Source organism: Isoptericola sp. NPDC019571 (assembly GCF_044389385.1).
GTDB classification, from domain to species: Bacteria; Actinomycetota; Actinomycetes; order Actinomycetales; family Cellulomonadaceae; genus Isoptericola; species Isoptericola nanjingensis.
This window is the reverse complement of sequence record NZ_JBIRXZ010000005.1, coordinates 224,121-241,188: the sequence shown is the minus strand read 5'-3', so window position 1 is coordinate 241,188 and position 17,068 is coordinate 224,121. Positions and strand designations below refer to the sequence as shown.

17 protein-coding genes are annotated in these 17,068 nt (G+C 74.7%); 3 read left to right on the top strand and 14 right to left on the bottom strand.

Annotation, left to right across the window (positions count from 1 at the left end):
• Window positions 1-2 precede the first annotated feature (2 nt).
• From pyrF to soxR, 13 genes are all read right to left on the bottom strand, one after another.
• On the bottom strand, window positions 3-890 hold the full coding sequence (pyrF, locus tag ACH443_RS11335; protein WP_430590350.1) for an orotidine-5'-phosphate decarboxylase: 888 nt from the start codon (window positions 888-890) through the stop codon (window positions 3-5).
• Entirely contained in the window at window positions 887-4,258 is a 3,372-nt protein-coding gene (carB, locus tag ACH443_RS11330; RefSeq protein ID WP_430590349.1) for a carbamoyl-phosphate synthase large subunit, read from the bottom strand. The genes pyrF and carB overlap by 4 nt, the downstream gene beginning before the upstream one ends.
• Window positions 4,258-5,511, bottom strand: a complete 1,254-nt coding sequence (gene carA / locus ACH443_RS11325; RefSeq protein ID WP_430556829.1) for a glutamine-hydrolyzing carbamoyl-phosphate synthase small subunit — start codon at window positions 5,509-5,511, stop codon at window positions 4,258-4,260. Before carA ends, carB begins: the two co-directional genes overlap by 1 nt.
• A gap of 56 nt (window positions 5,512-5,567) precedes the next feature.
• Window positions 5,568-6,110 (bottom strand): hypothetical protein, encoded by a 543-nt coding sequence (locus tag ACH443_RS11320; RefSeq protein ID WP_430545476.1) that lies wholly within the window; start codon window positions 6,108-6,110, stop codon window positions 5,568-5,570.
• A complete protein-coding gene (locus tag ACH443_RS11315) occupies window positions 6,107-7,456 on the bottom strand; it encodes a dihydroorotase (protein ID WP_430590348.1) in 1,350 nt (449 codons plus the stop codon). Before ACH443_RS11315 ends, ACH443_RS11320 begins: the two co-directional genes overlap by 4 nt.
• A complete protein-coding gene (locus ACH443_RS11310) occupies window positions 7,453-8,499 on the bottom strand; it encodes an aspartate carbamoyltransferase catalytic subunit (RefSeq protein WP_429763559.1) in 1,047 nt (348 codons plus the stop codon). Before ACH443_RS11310 ends, ACH443_RS11315 begins: the two co-directional genes overlap by 4 nt.
• Complete coding sequence (gene pyrR, locus ACH443_RS11305; protein WP_429763795.1) at window positions 8,496-9,107, bottom strand: bifunctional pyr operon transcriptional regulator/uracil phosphoribosyltransferase PyrR; 612 nt, start codon at window positions 9,105-9,107, stop codon at window positions 8,496-8,498. The genes ACH443_RS11310 and pyrR overlap by 4 nt, the downstream gene beginning before the upstream one ends.
• A gap of 278 nt (window positions 9,108-9,385) precedes the next feature.
• Complete coding sequence (gene nusB / locus ACH443_RS11300) at window positions 9,386-9,802, bottom strand: transcription antitermination factor NusB (RefSeq protein WP_429763561.1); 417 nt, start codon at window positions 9,800-9,802, stop codon at window positions 9,386-9,388.
• 15 nt (window positions 9,803-9,817) lie between these two features.
• A complete protein-coding gene (efp, locus tag ACH443_RS11295) occupies window positions 9,818-10,381 on the bottom strand; it encodes an elongation factor P (protein WP_429763563.1) in 564 nt (187 codons plus the stop codon).
• 93 nt (window positions 10,382-10,474) lie between these two features.
• Complete coding sequence (locus tag ACH443_RS11290) at window positions 10,475-10,852, bottom strand: hypothetical protein (RefSeq protein ID WP_430590347.1); 378 nt, start codon at window positions 10,850-10,852, stop codon at window positions 10,475-10,477.
• Window positions 10,849-11,571, bottom strand: coding sequence for a hypothetical protein (locus tag ACH443_RS11285; protein WP_430590346.1), 723 nt, complete (start codon window positions 11,569-11,571; stop codon window positions 10,849-10,851). Before ACH443_RS11285 ends, ACH443_RS11290 begins: the two co-directional genes overlap by 4 nt.
• A gap of 84 nt (window positions 11,572-11,655) precedes the next feature.
• Entirely contained in the window at window positions 11,656-12,102 is a 447-nt protein-coding gene (locus ACH443_RS11280; RefSeq protein ID WP_430590345.1) for a type II 3-dehydroquinate dehydratase, read from the bottom strand.
• Between the two features lie 103 nt (window positions 12,103-12,205).
• Window positions 12,206-12,685 (bottom strand): redox-sensitive transcriptional activator SoxR, encoded by a 480-nt coding sequence (gene soxR / locus ACH443_RS11275; protein WP_429763571.1) that lies wholly within the window; start codon window positions 12,683-12,685, stop codon window positions 12,206-12,208.
• A gap of 74 nt (window positions 12,686-12,759) precedes the next feature.
• On the opposite strand from soxR, the gene ACH443_RS11270 reads away from it, so the two are divergent.
• From ACH443_RS11270 to ACH443_RS11260, 3 genes are all read left to right on the top strand, one after another.
• Window positions 12,760-13,770, top strand: a complete 1,011-nt coding sequence (locus ACH443_RS11270; RefSeq protein WP_430590344.1) for an alcohol dehydrogenase catalytic domain-containing protein — start codon at window positions 12,760-12,762, stop codon at window positions 13,768-13,770.
• Window positions 13,767-15,113, top strand: a complete 1,347-nt coding sequence (locus ACH443_RS11265; RefSeq protein ID WP_430590343.1) for an MFS transporter — start codon at window positions 13,767-13,769, stop codon at window positions 15,111-15,113. The genes ACH443_RS11270 and ACH443_RS11265 overlap by 4 nt, the downstream gene beginning before the upstream one ends.
• Before the next feature lie 98 nt (window positions 15,114-15,211).
• The gene (locus ACH443_RS11260) at window positions 15,212-16,615 is read left to right on the top strand and encodes an FAD-binding oxidoreductase (protein ID WP_430590342.1); all 1,404 of its coding nucleotides are present in this window, start codon (window positions 15,212-15,214) and stop codon (window positions 16,613-16,615) included.
• A 31-nt stretch (window positions 16,616-16,646) separates the two neighbouring features.
• On the opposite strand, the gene ACH443_RS11255 is transcribed toward ACH443_RS11260, so the two are convergent.
• The gene (locus tag ACH443_RS11255; protein ID WP_430590341.1) at window positions 16,647-17,000 is read right to left on the bottom strand and encodes an iron chaperone; all 354 of its coding nucleotides are present in this window, start codon (window positions 16,998-17,000) and stop codon (window positions 16,647-16,649) included.
• Between the last annotated feature and the right edge of the window lie 68 nt (window positions 17,001-17,068).

Here is a 17,068-nt window from a genome sequence, read left to right as displayed (position 1 = left end):
CGTCAGGGACGCAGCGCGGCCCGCGCGTCCGCCGCTGCGGACGCGGCGGCCGCGCGCAGCCCCTCGGCGTCGGGCCCCGCCGCGAGGACGCCGCGGGACGACGAGGCGAGCACCTGTCGCCGCGCGTCCCCGAAGGCGGAGGCGAGCTCCCGCTCCCCCGCGCCCTGGGCACCCACGCCGGGCGCGAGCAGCGGGCCGTGCACGGCCACGAGGTCCGTGCCGGTCTCACGGGCGGCGTCGCCGACCGTGGCACCGACGACGAGCCCGACCGAGCCCATCGGCAGCCCCTCGGCGACGGCGCCGGCGTTCAGCACGGCCGCCTGGGCGGCGACCGACGCCGCGACGCTCACGCCGTCGGGCCCGACGGCGTGCTGCACCTCGTGCCCCTCCTTGTTGGAGGTGAGGCACAGCACGAAGATGCCGCGCCCGGTGCGCGCGGCCAGCTCGGCGGCCGGCGCGAGCGAGCCGAAGCCCAGGTACGGCGACACCGTCACGGCGTCACCGGCGAGGGGCGAGCCGTCCGCGAGGAACGCGTCGGCGTAGGCACCCATCGTCGAGCCGATGTCGCCGCGCTTGGCGTCGACGATCGTCAGGGTGCCCACGGCGCGGGAGGCGGCGATCACGTCCTCCAGCGCCGCGACGCCGGCGGAACCGTGGCGCTCGAAGAACGCGGCCTGCGGCTTGAAGGCCGCCACCCGCCCGCCGAGCGCGTCCACGACCCGCAGGCCGAACTCGCGGACCCCTGCGGCGTCGTCCCCCAGCCCCCAGGCCGAGAGCAGCGACGCGTGCGGGTCGATGCCCACGCACAGCGGCCCGTGGGCGTCCATCGCCGCGGCGAGCCGCGCGCCGAACGGCGCCGAGGTGGCAAGGGGCGTGGCCGCGGCGCTCATGCCGGCAACCCCGCCGCCGCGGCGCCGAGCCGCTCCCGCGTCGCCGTCGTGTGCTCCTGGAGGCTCGCGATGTCGAACGGGCCGCCACGGACCGCCTCGATGCCCTGCACCGCTGCGGCGAGCTGGTCCACGGTGGTGATCATCGGCTTGTCCGCCGCCGTCGTCGCGGCGCGGATCTCGTAGCCGTCGGCGCGAGCGCCCTGGCCGGACGGGGAGTTGACCACGAGGTCGACGCTGCCGTCGCTGATGAGGTCGACGATCGTCGGCTCGCCGTCGGCACCCCGGCCCTCGGAGAACTTGCGCACGACCGTGCTGCCGATGCCGTTGCGCCGCAGCACCTGCGCCGTGCCGGAGGTGGCGAGCACCTCGAAGCCCAGCTCCGCGAGCCGCTTCACCGGGAAGATGATCGAGCGCTTGTCGCGGTCGGCGACCGACACGAACACCCGGCCCTCGGTGGGCAGCCCGCCGAACGCGGCGGCCTGCGACTTCGCGAACGCGTGCGGGAAGTCCTTGTCGAAGCCCATGACCTCGCCGGTGGAGCGCATCTCCGGGCCGAGCACCGTGTCGACGACCTGGCCCTCGGCGGTGCGGAACCGCTTGAACGGCAGCACGGCCTCCTTGACCGCCAGCGGCGCCCCGAGGTCGAGCGTGCCGCCGTCGCCCTCGGCGGGCAGGACGCCGGCTGCGCGCAGCTCGGCGATCGACTCGCCGACCATGACCCGGGCCGCCGCCTTGGACATCGAGGTGCCCGTCGCCTTGGACACGAACGGGACGGTGCGCGACGCGCGCGGGTTCGCCTCGAGCACGTACAGGACGTCCGAGACGAGCGCGTACTGCACGTTGAGCAGGCCGCGCACGCCGACGCCCTTCGCGATCGCCTCGGTGGAGCGGCGGATGCGCTCGATCTCCGCGGTCGACAGCGAGACCGGCGGCAGCACGCACGCGGAGTCGCCGGAGTGGATGCCGGCCTCCTCGATGTGCTCCATGACGCCGCCGAGGAACATCTCCTCGCCGTCGTACAGGGCGTCGACGTCGATCTCCATCGCGTCGTCGAGGAATCGGTCGATGAGCAGCGGCGCGGGCAGCAGGCCGCCGGCCGTGCGCTCGTCCGCGGCGGCGGCCGCGAGCGCCCGCTCGACGTACTCGGTGAGCTGCTCGGCGGAGTACACGATCTCCATGCCGCGGCCGCCGAGCACGTACGACGGGCGCACCAGCACCGGGTAGCCGATCGTCTCGGCCACCTCGCGGGCCTGGCCCAGCGAGCGGGCCGTGCCGAACGCGGGCGCGGGCAGGCCGGCGTCGAGCAGCACCTGCCCGAAGATGCCGCGGTCCTCGGCGGCGTCGATGGCCTCGGGCGAGGTGCCGAGGATCGGCACGCCCGCGTCCGCCAGGCGCTGCGCGAGAGCGAGCGGCGTCTGCCCGCCGAGCTGCACGATGACGCCCTTGACCGGGCCGGCGGCGAGCTCGGCCTCGTAGACCTCGAGGACGTCCTCGAACGTGAGCGGCTCGAAGTACAGGCGGTCGGAGGTGTCGTAGTCCGTCGAGACGGTCTCCGGGTTGCAGTTGACCATGACGGTCTCGTACCGCTCGGACAGGGTCAGGGCGGCGTGCACGCACGAGTAGTCGAACTCGATGCCCTGGCCGATCCGGTTCGGGCCGGAGCCCAGGATGATGACGGCCTCGCGCTCGCGGGGCGCCACCTCGGTCTCCTCGTCGTAGGACGAGTAGTGGTACGGCGTGCGGGCCGCGAACTCGGCGGCGCAGGTATCGACCGTCTTGTAGACCGGCCGGACGCCGAGCGCGCGCCGCACCTCGCGGACGGTGGCCTCCCCCGCCGGGCCCATGCCGCGCAGCCGCGCGACCTGCACGTCGGACAGGCCGTGCCGCTTGGCGCGGCGCAGCACGTCCTCGGTGAGGGTCGGGCCGGCGGCCACCTCGGCGGCGACCTCGTTCATCAGCAGGATCTGGTCGAGGAACCAGGGGTCGATCTTCGTCGCGTCGAAGACGGCCTCGAGCGTGGTGTGCCCGGCGACGACCGCCCGCAGGGCCTGCTGCACGCCGACCATGCGGTGCTCGGTGGGTCGCACGATCTCGGCGAGCAGCTGGTCGAGCTCCGCCCCGGACGGCGCGTCGCCGTCCCAGTGGAACGAGACCCCGCCCTTGTCGATCGAGCGCAGGGCCTTGCCGAGCGCCTCGGTGAAGTTGCGGCCCAGCGCCATGGCCTCGCCCACCGACTTCATGGTCGTGGTGAGCGTCGGGTCGGCGGCCGGGAACTTCTCGAACGCGAAGCGGGGCACCTTGACGACGACGTAGTCGAGCGTGGGCTCGAAGCTCGCCGGCGTGACGCGCGTGATGTCGTTCGGGATCTCGTCGAGCGTGTACCCGACGGCGAGCTTGGCCGCGATCTTCGCGATCGGGAAGCCGGTCGCCTTCGACGCCAGGGCCGAGGAGCGCGACACGCGCGGGTTCATCTCGATGACGATGACGCGCCCGGTGTCGGGGTCGACGGCGAACTGGATGTTGCAGCCGCCCGTGTCGACGCCGACCTCGCGGATGACGGCGATGCCGATGTCGCGTAGCTTCTGGTACTCGCGGTCGGTGAGCGTCATCGCGGGGGCCACGGTGACCGAGTCGCCGGTGTGCACGCCGACCGGGTCCACGTTCTCGATCGAGCAGACGACCACGACGTTGTCGTCCTTGTCGCGCATGAGCTCGAGCTCGTACTCCTTCCAGCCGAGGATGGACTCCTCCAGGAGCACCTCGGTGGTGGGCGAGTAGTGCAGGCCCTGGCCGACGATGCGGCGCAGCTCGGTCTCGTCGTACGCGAAGCCGGAGCCGAGGCCGCCCATCGTGAAGGACGGGCGCACGACCATCGGGTAGCCGAGGTCGGCGGCCGCCGCGACGGCCTCCTCCACGGTGTGCACGATGACGGAGCGGGCGGACTCGCCGCCGCACTTGGCGACGACGTCCTTGAACTGCTGGCGGTCCTCGCCCTTCTGGATGGCGGGGATGTTCGCGCCGATGAGCTCGACGTCGTACTGCTCGAGGACGCCGGCCTCGTCGAGGGCGATGGCGGCGTTGAGCGCCGTCTGGCCGCCGAGGGTGGGCAGGAGGGCGTCGGGGCGCTCCTTGGCGATGATCGAGGTGAGCACCTCGGTGGTGATCGGCTCGACGTACGTGGCGTCGGCGAACTCCGGGTCGGTCATGATCGTGGCCGGGTTCGAGTTCACGAGGACGACCCGCAGGCCCTCCTCCTTCAGCACGCGGCATGCCTGCGTGCCGGAGTAGTCGAACTCGCAGGCCTGGCCGATGACGATCGGGCCGGAGCCGATGACCAGGACGGAGGAGAGGTCGGAACGGCGGGGCATCAGTTCTCCTTCAGCGCGGCCAGCGTGGCGGCGGGGACGGTCACGGGCTCGCGGCTCGTCATGAGCTCGACGAAGCGGTCGAAGAGGTAGGCGCTGTCGTGCGGTCCGGCGGCGGCCTCGGGGTGGTACTGCACGGAGAAGGCCGGCACGTCGAGCGCGGTCAGCCCCTCGACCACCTGGTCGTTGAGGCCGACGTGGGACACGATGACGCGGCCGTAGGCGCGGCCGTCGGCGCGCTCGGCGTCGTGGGGCGCGGTGGACACCGCGTCCAGGGGCGCGTCGACGGCGAAGCCGTGGTTGTGCGCCGTGACCTCGACCTTGCCGGTGGTGCGGTCCATGACGGGCTGGTTGATGCCGCGGTGGCCGTACCCGAGCTTGTACGTGCCGTACCCCAGGGCGCGGCCCAGCAGCTGGTTGCCGAAGCAGATGCCGAAGAACGGGATGCCCCGGTCCAGCACGCCGCGCAGCAGCTCGATCTCGTGGGTGGCCGACGACGGGTCGCCGGGGCCGTTCGAGAAGAACACGCCGGTGGGCGAGCCGTCGGTCGGCAGCAGGGCCTCGATGTCGGCGATCGTGGCCGACTGGGGCACGACGTGCACGCGCACGCCCCGCTGCGCCAGCCGCGCCGGGGTCATGGCCTTGATGCCCAGGTCGACGGCGACGACGGTCGCCAGCGGCTCCCGCCCGGCGAAGTCGCCCGAGGGCTCGACGACGTACGCCTGGTCGGTCGTGACCTCCGGGGAGAGGTTGGCGCCCGCCATCTGAGGGGACGCCTGCACCTCGGCGACCAGCTCGGGCACCGACCTCTCGACGAGCGTGCCGCCGGCGACCTCGCGCACCAGGGCGTCGCCGGAGAAGATCCCGGCGCGCATGACGCCCAGCTCGCGCAGGTGGCGCGTGAGCTTGCGGGTGTCGACGTCGCTGATGCCCACGACGCCCTGGGCCGTGAGCTCCTCCTCGAGGGAGCGGTCCGCACGCCAGGAGGACATGCGGCGGGCGGGGTCGCGCAGCACGTAGCCGGCGACCCAGATCTTGCCGGACTCCGGGTCCTCGTCGTTGATGCCGGTGTTCCCGACGTGCGGGGCCGTCATCACGACGATCTGGCGGTGGTAGGAGGGGTCGGTGAGGGTCTCCTGGTAGCCGGTCATGCCGGTGGAGAAGACGATCTCGCCGAAGGTGGCGCCACGGGCGCCGTACGCACGGCCGCGGGCCACGGTGCCGTCCTCGAGCACGAGGAGGGCCGCGTGCGGCACGGGCGCGCGGCTCGGCACGGGGCCGCTCGACGCGGAGCTGGTCAGGGAGCTGGAGGTCACTGCTCGTCCTTCGGTGCGGGGGCGGAGGTCATGAGGTGGCGCACGGCGTCGACCAGGCGGGAGCGGTCGGGCGCGAGGCGGGTGCGCAGGCCGGTGTCGAGGGCGACCGCCGGCACGCCGTCGCGCTCCGGGTCCTCCCAGGTCACGACGACCAGGCCGTCGGCGCCGACGTACTTGCCGGCCATGCCGGGGGCCAGCCCGACGCCGCGCAGGGCGGCCACGGGCGCGAACACGTCGGGGGCACCGTCTCGCTCGACCAGGACGCCGGCGTCGTGCACGGACACGTGTGCGGTGGAGCGGTCGCCGAGGTGGTGGGCGCCGACCCGCGCCAGCCAGTCCCCCGCCAGGGTCGAGGAGACGTACGTGGCGTCGAGCGGGCCGAGGCGCAGCGCACCGAGGTCCTCGGGGACGGCAGGAGGCACGGGGACGGTGTCCCGGGTGCGGGCGGCGAGCCGGCGCCGGCCGGTGAGGATCACGAGCAGGAGCAGGACGCCGATGACGACCCAGATCCCGACCGCGACGGGCATGGGGAGGTTCATCGTGCGCCTCCCCGCTGGGCTGCCGGCGCGGCGGCGGGCTCGACGGGCGCGCCGTCGAGCACGGTCGCGCGGCCGCGCAGGAACGTCGCCACCACGCGGCCGGGCAGCTCGCGGCCGGCGAAGGGCGTGTTGCCGCTCGCGGTGGCCTGGGCGGCGCCGTCGACCGTCCGCGAGGCAGCCGGGTCGACCAGCGTGAGGTTGGCGGGCTCCCCGACCTCGACCGGCCGGCCGTGGTCCGCGACCCGGCCGATCCGGGCGGGGTTGGTCGACAGGACGCGCGCGACGTCGGCCCAGCTGAGCCGGCCGGTGTCGACCATGGTCTGCTGCACGACCGCCAGGGCCGTCTCCAGCCCGGTCATGCCGAACGCGGCGGCGCCCCACTCGCAGTCCTTGTTCTCGCGGGTGTGCGGGGCGTGGTCCGTGGCGACGATGTCGATCGTGCCGTCGGCCAGGCCCTGGCGCACGGCTTCGACGTCCTCGGCGGTGCGCAGCGGCGGGTTCACCTTGTACGTGGGGTCGTACGTGCGGGCGAGCTCGTCCGTGAGGATCAGGTGGTGCGGCGTCACCTCGGCGGTGACGTCGATGCCGCGGCCCTTGGCCCAGCGGACGATCTCGACCGAGCCGGCGGTCGACAGGTGGCAGACGTGGAGGCGCGAGCCGACGTGCTCGGCGAGCAGCACGTCGCGGGCGATGATCGCCTCCTCGGCGACCGCCGGCCATCCGGCCAGGCCGATCTCGGCCGACACGACGCCCTCGTTCATCTGGGCGCCCTCGGTGAGGCGCGGCTCCTGCGCGTGCTGCGCGACGACGCCGTCGAACGCCTTGACGTACTCCAGCGCGCGGCGCATGAGGATCGGGTCGTGCACGCACTTGCCGTCGTCGGAGAAGACCCGGACGCGAGCCGCGGAGTCCGCCATCGCGCCGAGCTCGGCGAGACGCTCGCCCCCCAGGCCCACGGTGACGGCCCCGACCGGGTGCACGTCGACCCAGCCGGCCTCCTGACCCAGGCGCCACACCTGCTCGACGACGCCGGCGGTGTCGGCGACGGGCGACGTGTTGGCCATGGCGTGCACGGCGGTGAAGCCGCCCACCGCGGCCGCGCGGGTGCCGGACGCGACCGTCTCGGCGTCCTCGCGGCCCGGCTCGCGCAGGTGGGTGTGCAGGTCGACCAGCCCAGGCAGGAGCACGTGCCCGTCGGCCGCGATCTCGACGACGTCGTCGCCGGCGGGCACGTCCACGGCACCCGGGGCGGCGACCTGGGTGATCACGCCGTCCGCGAGGACGACGTCGGCGGGCTCGCCGCCGAGGGGACGGGCCCCGCGCAGCACATAGGTCGTGGTCGTCACAGGGCGGTCCCTTCGGTGGTGCTCGAGACAGGGGCGGGCAGGGAGGCGGGCACCGCGGCCGACGAGGCGGTGCCGGACAGCAGCAGGTAGAGCGAGGCCATGCGCACGGCGACGCCGTTCGCGACCTGCTCCACGATGACGGCGCGGTCGGAGTCGGCCGCCTCGGCGGAGATCTCCAGCCCGCGGTTCATCGGGCCAGGGTGCATGACGATCGAGTGCGCGGGCAGCAGCGCCAGGCGGCGGCCGTCGAGGCCGAAGTAGCGGGTGTACTCCAGCGGGCTCGGGAAGAACGCCCCCGCTCCCCCGGACATCCGCTCGCGCTGCACGCGGAGCATCATCACGGCGTCGGGCTGCCAGTCGGCGAGCGTGGCGTCCAGGTCGTAGGACGTGCGGCACGGCCAGGACTCGACCCCGACCGGCAGCAGCGTGGGCGGCGACACGAGCGTCACCTCGGCGCCCAGCGTGCGCAGCAGCCACACGTTGGCCCGGGCGACGCGCGAGTGGAGGACGTCGCCCACGATCGCGACCTTCACGCCCGCCAGGTCGGCGCCGACGCCGTCGTCGCCCCCTCGGCGCAGCCCGCCGCCGTGACCGCCGAGGTGCCGGCGGATCGTGTAGGCGTCGAGCAGCGCCTGCGTGGGGTGCATGTGCGTGCCGTCGCCGGCGTTGAGCACGGCCGCGTCGAGCCAGCCCGCGTGCGCGAGCTGGTACGGGGCGCCCGAGGCCCAGTGGCGGACCACCACGGCGTCGGCGCCCATCGCGTGCAGGGTGAGCGCGGTGTCCTTGAGGGACTCGCCCTTGGAGACGCTCGACCCCTTGGCCGAGAAGTTGATGACGTCCGCGGACAGCCTCTTGGCGGCCGTCTCGAACGAGATGCGGGTGCGGGTGGAGTCCTCGAAGAAGAGGTTCACCACGGTGCGGCCGCGCAGCGTCGGCAGCTTCTTGATCTCGCGGGACTGCGTCGCGGCCATCTGCGCGGCGGTGTCGAGGAGCTCGATCGCCTCGTCCTTGGCCAGGTCGGCGGTGGAGAGCAGGTGCCTCATCGCTGGTCCCCCTCTCCCGGGGCCGCGGCGCCGGGCTCGCGCCCGCTGATCACCACGGCGTCGGAGCCGTCCACCTCCGCGAGCAGCACGCGCACCCGCTCCGTCTGGGCGGTCGGGAGGTTCTTGCCCACGAAGTCGGGTCGGATCGGCAGCTCGCGGTGCCCGCGGTCCACCAGGCAGGCGAGACGCACGGCCTGCGGGCGGCCGAGGTCGCCGATGGCGTCGAGCGCGGCGCGGATCGTGCGGCCGGAGAAGAGGACGTCGTCGACGAGGACGACGGTCTTGCCCTCGATCCCCGCGGCGGGCAGCCGCGTGACGCCGACCGCGCGGGTGGGCTGCCGGCGCAGGTCGTCGCGGTACATCGTGACGTCCAGCTCGCCGAGGTCGCGCTCCGGGTCGAAGGCGGGGTCGATGCTCGCGAGCCGCTGCGCGAGGCGGGCGGCGAGGGTGACCCCGCGGGTCGGGATGCCGAGCAGGACGACGTCCTGGGCTCCCTTGGCGCGCTCGACGATCTCGTGCGCGATGCGGGTGAGGGCGCGGGCGACGTCGCTCGCGCCGAGCACGACGGTCCCTTCGGGGACGTCGCGCGGATCGGGTGTTCCGGGCATGCCGGTGCCAGCAGTCACTGGCGACCTCCTTCTCCGCCTCACGGGACGGTGTTAAAGGGTGTCGGTTCTCCTGCCCCTCGGGAGGCTGTCCCGGGGTGTCGTTCTGACGCCCTCCACCCTATCCCGTCGCCCCCGCACCGCCCGTGAGCGTGCCCACGATGCGGGCGCGGCGTACGTCACACGACCGGCACGCCTGGCGCCGGAACGCACCACAGGCGGCGGCGCACGCATCCAGGCCCGAATGCGTGCGCCACCGCCTGTTCGGCGACGGGCCGGCGTCAGATGAGCAGCGTCGGCTTGATGTCGACGAGCCGGCCCAGCAGGCCGTTGACGAACGACGGCGAGTCGTCCGTCGAGAGCTGCCCGGCGAGGTCGACCGCCTCGTCCACCGCGACGGCGTCGGGGACGTCGTCGTTGTACAGCAGCTCCCAGGTGCCGATCCGCAGCAGCGCGCGGTCGACCGCGGGCATCCGCTCCACCGTCCACCCCTGGGAGTAGGTGGCCAGCAGCTCGTCGATGCGCTCGCGGTGGGCGGCGACGCCCTCGACGAGGTCGACGGTGTACTGCGGCACGGCGGCCTCGGTGTGCGGCTCGATCACCCGGTCCGCGACGAGCACCTGCGGGTCGATCCCGCGCTGCTCCGCCTCGAAGAGGATGTCGACGGCGCGCTTGCGCGCCTTGGTGCGTGCACCCATGTCAGCAGGCGCCCGTCAGTCGTTCACGCGGCCCAGGTACGACCCGTCACGCGTGTCGACCTTGACCTTGGTGCCCTGCTCGAGGAACAGCGGGACCTGGATCTCCGCGCCCGTCTCGAGCGTGGCCGGCTTGGTGCCGCCGGTGGAGCGGTCGCCCTGCAGGCCCGGCTCCGTGTAGGTGATCTCGAGGACCACGGACGACGGGAGCTCGACGTACAGCGGCGTGCCGTCGTTGGACGCGACCATGATGTTCATGCCCTCGAGCATGTAGTTGCTCGCGTCGCCGACGGTGGCGCCGGGCACGGTGATCTGGTCGTACGTGTCGGTGTCCATGAACACGTAGTCGGCGCCGTCCATGTACAGGTACTGGAAGTCGCGGCGGTCCACGTTCGCGGTCTCGATCTTGGTGCCCGCGTTGAAGGTCTTGTCGACCGTCTTGCCGGACACGACGTTCTTCATCTTGGTGCGGACGAACGCGCCACCCTTGCCCGGCTTGACGTGCTGGAACTCGATGATCGTCCAGAGCTGACCGTCGATGCGGAGCACGGTGCCGTTCTTGATGTCGTTGGAGGTAGCCACGTTTCTTGTTCGTCCTCGGGGTCGGGTACGGAGCGGATGACAGCGGATGTCTGCGAGAGTCGACGTGCCGGGCCGCAGAGGGCCCGGAACATTCTACAGCGCGACCAGCAGCACGTGCCCCGCGACACCGAGGGCGGCCGACCAGGCGAGCGACGCCAGCGTGCCCACGACGAACCGCTCGCTCGCGACCGGGTGCTCGCGCAGCTCAGGGAACCGGCCGAGCCCCTTGACCGCGACGACCACGGCCACGCCCTCCGGGTAGCCGGCGAGCAGCGAGCCCGTGACGCACAGCCGCTCGAGCAGGCCGATCCAGGTGCCGCCGCGCAGCACGGCGACCGCCTCCGCCGCCGCCTGGGGCTCGCGCTCGGAGTGCCGGAGCACCCAGGGCACGAGCCAGGCACCGCCGCCCACGCTCGCGGCCAGGCCCACGACCCACACCGCGACGTCCGCCGCGACCGCTCCGAAGCTCACCGCGCGTGCCCCTCTCCTGCCTCGTCGTCCGGTTCGTCGTCCGGTTCGTCGTCCGGTTCGTCGTCGGTGACATCGTCCCGGTCGGCGCCCGCCGCACGCAGCAGGCGCGCCGCCAGCGGCCGGGAGGCCGCGTCCTCGGCCCACAGCGCGGCACGCAACCGCTGGCTCACCGCCTGCTCGCTGACCCCCAGCGCCGCCGCCGAGGCCCGCTGCGGCGCCGGGCCTCGCTGCGCGACGAGCGTGTCGACGGCCTCCCATCCCGCCGCGGAACGGCGCGCGACGACGGCCCCGAGCAGGTGCAGGAGCGCCTGCGCGTCCGCGGAGACGGTCGCGCGCGGCTCCTCGTCCGGTCCCACCACGGCCAGGGGCACGCTGCCCCGCCCGCGCCGCTTCGCCCGGTCGACGGCCGCCCGTGCCCGCACGAACGCCGGCCCGGACGCCTCCCGCGACGCCGCGGGCAGCGGTCGGTCGACGGCACCCAGCCCGATCCCCACGGACCAGCCGCCGTCGCGCACGAGGTCGAGGACCAGGTCGACGGCCAGCGCGGCGCCGTCGTCGTCCGCGGCCAGCACGCCCTGCAGCTCGTCCCCGACCGTCCGGTCGAACGGCAGCACGACGCCGGACCTCCCGGCCGCTCGCGAGCCGACGATCGCGAGCGCCTCGGGCACGCGGTCGTGCCCCCGGGTGCTGCCCCGCTGGTCCGCCGTCACGACGATCATCACTCAAGGCTAAGCGCTTGTGCGATACGTATCAAGACTCTGGGCTTGACTCCTGTCAACCCTTGAACCTGGAGAGGACGAACTTCAGGGCTGAAGCTTGCGAGCCAGGGCGCTCAGCGCGAGCCGGTAGGAGTCGAAGCCGAAGCCCGCGACCGTCCCCGTCGCGATGCCGGCCACCACCGAGTAGTGCCGGAACGACTCGCGCGAGGCGGGGTTCGACAGGTGCACCTCGACGAGCAGGAGCCCGGAGGTCGTCACCTGGGCCGCGGCGTCGCGCAGCGCGTAGCTGTAGTGGGTGAACGCCGCAGGGTTGAGCACCACGTGCGCGCTGGCGTCCACGGCCTCGTGCAGCCAGCCCACGAGCTCGGACTCGTCGTCGGTCTGGCGCACGTCGACGGTGACGCCCAGCTCGCTCCCCCAGACGGCGGCCTCCCGCTCGAGGTCGGCCATGGACGCGTGGCCGTAGATCTCGGGCTCGCGCACGCCGAGCCGACCGAGGTTGGGACCGTTGAGGACGAGGACGTGAGTCATGGCCCGAGGGTACGGCGGCACCAGCGCCCCCGTCCCGGCCGTCCGCGGTCGCGGCACCACCGGAAGGGCACCGCCCTCGGACCCTGGCGTCGCTCCGGTCCGCTCACTCCGGGTCGTCGACGAGCAGCCGGCGTGGGCCGGGGCCGTCGTCCCCGAGGGCGTCGTGCGGGTTGGCGAGCACGCACCGGCTCAGGGACAGGCAGCCGCACCCGATGCAGTCGGTGAGGTCGTCGCGCAGTCGCTCGAGCTGCGCGATCCGCGCGTCGAGGTCGGTGCGCCAGGCCCTGGACAGGCGCTCCCAGTCGCGGACGTTCGGCGCGCGGTCGGCGGGCAGGGTCTCCAGCGCCTCGGCGATGCGCGCCAACGGGATGCCGACCCGCTGGGAGACCCGGATGAACGAGACCCGCCGCAGGACGTCACGCCGGTAGCGCCGCTGGTTGCCCGACGTGCGACGGCTGGCGATCAGCCCGCGCCGCTCGTAGAAGTGCAGCGCGGAGACGGCGACGCCGCTGCGCGCGGCCACCTCCCCGACGGTCAGCTCGACGTGGTCCCACGGGACCCTCTCGGTCGCGTGCTCCGGCACGATCCGTGTCCCTTCCCGCGCAGCGGCCTCCCGACCCTTGACCTCAACCATAGTTCAGGTCACAGCATGACGGCATGGACGCCATCCGCCACCACACCTACGGCCCGCCCGAGACCCTCGTCCTCGAGCAGGTCCCCGACCCCGTGCCCGGTCCAGGCCAGGTGCTCGTCGCCGCCCGCGTGCACGGCGTGCACCTGCTGGACACCACCCTCCGCCGGGGCGAGGCCACCGGCCCCCTGCCCGCGCCGCGCCTCCCCGCGATCCCCGGACGCGAGGTCGCCGGCACGGTGGTCGCCGTCGGCCCGGGCGTCGGGGACGGCTGGCTCGGGGCCCGCGTCGCCGCCCACCTGGGCGCCACGCCCGACGGCGGCGGGTACGCCCGTCTCGCCGTCGCGCCCGTCGACACCCTCCACCGCCTCCCCGACCGTCTCGACCTCGCCGACGCCGTCGCGATGATCGGCACCGGCCGGATGGCGCTCATGACGCTGGAGGTCGCGCGGCCCGGGCCGGACGACGTCGTGGTGATCACCGCCGCGGCCGGCGGGCTCGGCTCGCTGTTCGTGCAGTCGGCCCTCGCCGCGGGCGCCCGGGTGCTCGCGCTGGCCGGGGGCCCGCGCAAGGTCCGGGCCGTGCGCGGCCTCGCGCCCGACGCCGGGCAGTCGCTCGCCGCCGTCGACGTCGCGGCGCCGTCCTGGCCGCAGGACGCGCGTGCCGCGCTCGGGCGCCTGCGGGCGCCCGCCGCGACGCTGCTGATCGACGGCGTCGGCGGGGACCTCGGCGCCGACGCCGCCGCGCTGCTCGGCCCGGGCGGGCGGCTCGTCGTGCAGGGCTGGGCCTCCGGGAGCCCGAACCCCGTGACCGCGAGCGCCGTCACGCCGGACGGGCATCCGGTCGAGGTGCGCGCCGTCGTCGGCCCGGGCGCGCCCGCGTTCGGCGACCTCCGCGACTACCAGCGGCGGGCCCTGGAGCGGGCCGCGTCGCGCGAGTGGCGCGTGCTCACCCACCGGGTGGCGTTCGCGGAGGCCGCGCGGGCCCACCGGGAGCTCGAGGAGCGCCGCACGGTCGGCAAGGTGGTGCTCGGGTGACCGGCGCGTCGGCCGGGGGTGCGGCGGACGGGTCGCGCGGCGGGCTGCTGGCCGAGCGGGCGCAGCGCACGGTGCTGATCGGCATGGTGGCGTACGTCGCGCTGGGGGCGTTCGAGTCCCTGGCGGTCTCGACGGCGATGCCGACGGTGGCCGCCGAGCTGGACGGCCTGCGCCTGTACACACTCGCGTTCGCGACGGGCTCCGCCGCGGGCGTGGTGGGGATGCTCGTCGCGGGCCGGTGGACGGACCGGCGAGGTCCGACACCGCCGCTGCTGGCCGGGATCTCGCTGTTCCTCGTGGGGCTGCTCGTCGCGGGGCTGGCGCCGAGCATGCCCGTGCTCCTGGCCGGCCGCACCGTGCAGGGCGCGGGCAGCGGCATCGAGGGGGTCGCGATCTTCGTGCTGGTGGCGCGCGTGTTCCCCGAGGCGCGACGACCGAAGGTCTTCGCGTGGTTCGCCGCCGCGTGGGTGGTGCCCGGCGTGGTGGGACCGCTGCTCGCCGGGGCGATGACGCAGTACCTCGGGTGGCGGTGGGTGTTCCTCGCCGTGCCCGTGCTGGCCGTGCCCGCCCTGCTGACCCTGCGGCCGGCGCTCGCGGCCGGCCGGACCGGCCCTCACGGACCGGTCGCCGACGGCGGGGACACCACGCCGTGGCGGGACGTCGCGGGACAGGTGCTGCGCGGTGCACGCGGGCTGGGGACGGTCGTGCTGGTGCGGGCGCTCGTGGCCGCCGCGTTCGTGGGGGCGCAGGTGCTGCTGCCGCTCGCGCTCACCCGCGAGCGGGGTCTCGCCCCGGCGCTCGCCGGGGCCGTCCTCACGCTCCACGTGCTCGGCTGGTCGGCGGGGTCGTGGGCGCGCGGGCGCGGCGGCCTGTCGCACGCGGGCTTCCTCCGCGTCGGCTGCGCGTCCCTCGCGCTGGGGACCGCGGGCGTGGCCCTGCTGGTCGTCCCGGGCGTGCCGGTGGTCGCCGCGGCCGCGCCGTGGGTGCTGAGCGGGCTCGGGATGGGGCTGGTGTTCCCCACCCTCAACCTGCTCGTCCTCGAGCTCGCGCCGTCCTCGGCGCAGGGCGTGTCCATGTCGGTGCTCCAGGTGGCGGACGCGACGGCCTCCGCGCTCGCGCTCACCGGCACGGGCGCGCTGCTGTGGGCCCTGCACGACCGGGTCGGCGCGGCCGCCTACGCGGTGTGTCTCGGCCTCGCGGCGACGCTCGCGCTCACGGCGACCGCCCTGGTGGGCCGCACCCGGCCCGCTGCCGGCGCGCGCTCCGTCACGAATTCCGTCGACTTCCCGTCGGGTGTACGGGATGCTGCCGATGAGGATGCGATCCCCGCCCGGTCCTCCTGAGTGCACCGTCCTGGGCGAGCGTCCGCGCGCCCTTCCGCACGAACCGGGCCGGCACCTCGGCCCGCTCCCCCGCACCGTCGTCCCGACGAGGAGCCACGATGTCCCAGCCGTCGAGTCCCCCCACGTCCCCCGCCGTACCCGTCGGCGCGCTCCGCGCCGCCCTCGGCGACGGCTCGCCCGTCGTCGCCCCCGACGACGCCGGCTACGGCGCCGCCCGGGCCATCGAGCCGGGCGGTGTCGAGCAGCGCCCGGTGGCCGTCGTCCGGCCCGCCGACGCCGATGCCGTGGCGCGGGCCGTGCGCGTCGCGCGCGACGCGGGCGCCGAGGTCTCCGTCCGGTCCGGCGGGCACTCCGTGTTCGGGCTGGGCGCCGCGGACGGCGCCGTCACCCTGGACCTCCGCGGCCTCGACGCCGTCGAGATCGACGTCGACGGCCGCTCCGCCTGGGCCGGCGGCGGCATCACCGCCGGCGCGTACTCGCGCGCCGCCGGCGAGCACGGCCTCGCGACCCCGTTCGGCGACACCGGCACGGTCGGTGTCGGGGGCATCACGCTGGGCGGCGGCATCGGGCTGCTGTCGCGCTCGCTCGGCATGACCGTCGACAGTCTCCTCGGCGCGGAGGTCGTGACCGCCGACGGCGAGGTCGTACGCACCGACGCCGACCGCGAGCCCGACCTGTTCTGGGCGCTGCGCGGCGGCGGGGGCAACTTCGGCGTCGTGACGCGGTTCCGGTTCGCCCTGCACGAGGTGTCCCAGGTGGTCGGCGGCGTGCTCCTCATGCCGGCCACGCCCGAGAGCGTGGCCGGGGTGATCGCGGCCGCGGACGCCGCGCCGCCGGAGCTGACGATGGTGGTCATGGTCATGCCGGCGCCCCCGATGTCGATGATCCCTGCGGAGTGGCACGGGCGCCTCGTGGTCATGGCCAACGCCTGCTGGTCCGGCGACCTGGACCGTGCGGACGCGGCACTGGCCCCCCTGCGCGACGTCGCCGCCCGTGCCGGCGGCGCCCTGCTGGACGGCCTGCGCGCCGCGCCGTACCCCAGCCTGCTCGAGGGCGGCCCCGAGGGCGGCCCGCTCGTCGCGACCGGGCGCACCTTCTTCGCCGACGGGCTGGACGAGGCCGCCGCGGCCCACCTCCTGGAGCAGCTGGAGGGCTCCGACGCGCTGATGCGTGCCGCCCAGCTGCGCGTGCTCGGCGGCGCGGTGGCGGACGTCCCCGCCGACGCGACGGCCTACGCCCACCGCGGGGCACGCCTGGTGGGCAACGTCGCGGCGGTCGCCCGCGACGCGGCCGGCGCCGCCGGGTACCGGCCCTGGGTGGACGCGCTGGCCGACCGGCTGCGCGGCGCAGACGGCGCGTACGTGAACTTCAGCCTCGACGGCGGGATCGACGTCGCGCAGGCCGCCTACCCCGGCGCCACCTGGGACCGGCTGCGCGACGTCAAGCGCCGGTACGACCCGCAGAACCTGTTCCGTGGCAACGTCAACGTGCCGCCGGCGTAAGGAAGGACGGCGAGGAGGGCGAGGGCGACGGTCAGCCGGCCCGCGCGTCGATCTCGTCGCGGCGCGCGAGCACGAGCCGGTCGACGACGTCGTCCGGAAGCGGCGAGTCGGGCTGGAACGAGACCGAGCCCTTGGTGGTGCCGAACCCGTCCAGGTGGCCCGCGAGCGCCGCGACGACGTCCGGGCTGAACGGGTAGAGGCCCACGTGCGTGCGCGTCACCATGGCACTGACCAGGGGGCTGCCGCGGTAGCGCAGCGCCGGCATGCCGTAGCTGCGGCCCTCCTCGACGTCGGGCACCAGCGCCCGCGCCCGCTCGTAGACGCGCGCGACGGCGGCGCGCTCCGGTCCGGACAGGGTGGCCAGGTAGTCCTCGACGTCTCCCACGGGTCCATCGTGCGGCCCGCTGTCACGTCGCGCCACGCCACGTCGTCGGCAGTGCGGGGTGGATCGCC

Bases quoted from the DNA above. Each gene is read 5' to 3' on its own strand.
- pyrF (WP_430590350.1), bottom strand. From the start codon at position 890: ATGAGCGCCGCGGCCACGCCCCTTGCCACCTCGGCGCCGTTCGGCGCG.
- ACH443_RS11260 (WP_430590342.1), top strand. From the start codon at position 15,212: ATGTCCCAGCCGTCGAGTCCCCCCACGTCCCCCGCCGTACCCGTCGGC.
- ACH443_RS11310 (WP_429763559.1), bottom strand. From the start codon at position 8,499: ATGAGGCACCTGCTCTCCACCGCCGACCTGGCCAAGGACGAGGCGATC.
- ACH443_RS11285 (WP_430590346.1), bottom strand. From the start codon at position 11,571: ATGATCGTCGTGACGGCGGACCAGCGGGGCAGCACCCGGGGGCACGAC.
- ACH443_RS11320 (WP_430545476.1), bottom strand. From the start codon at position 6,110: ATGAACCTCCCCATGCCCGTCGCGGTCGGGATCTGGGTCGTCATCGGC.
- pyrR (WP_429763795.1), bottom strand. From the start codon at position 9,107: ATGCCCGGAACACCCGATCCGCGCGACGTCCCCGAAGGGACCGTCGTG.
- nusB (WP_429763561.1), bottom strand. From the start codon at position 9,802: ATGGGTGCACGCACCAAGGCGCGCAAGCGCGCCGTCGACATCCTCTTC.
- carB (WP_430590349.1), bottom strand. From the start codon at position 4,258: ATGCCCCGCCGTTCCGACCTCTCCTCCGTCCTGGTCATCGGCTCCGGC.
- ACH443_RS11270 (WP_430590344.1), top strand. From the start codon at position 12,760: ATGGACGCCATCCGCCACCACACCTACGGCCCGCCCGAGACCCTCGTC.
- ACH443_RS11280 (WP_430590345.1), bottom strand. From the start codon at position 12,102: ATGACTCACGTCCTCGTCCTCAACGGTCCCAACCTCGGTCGGCTCGGC.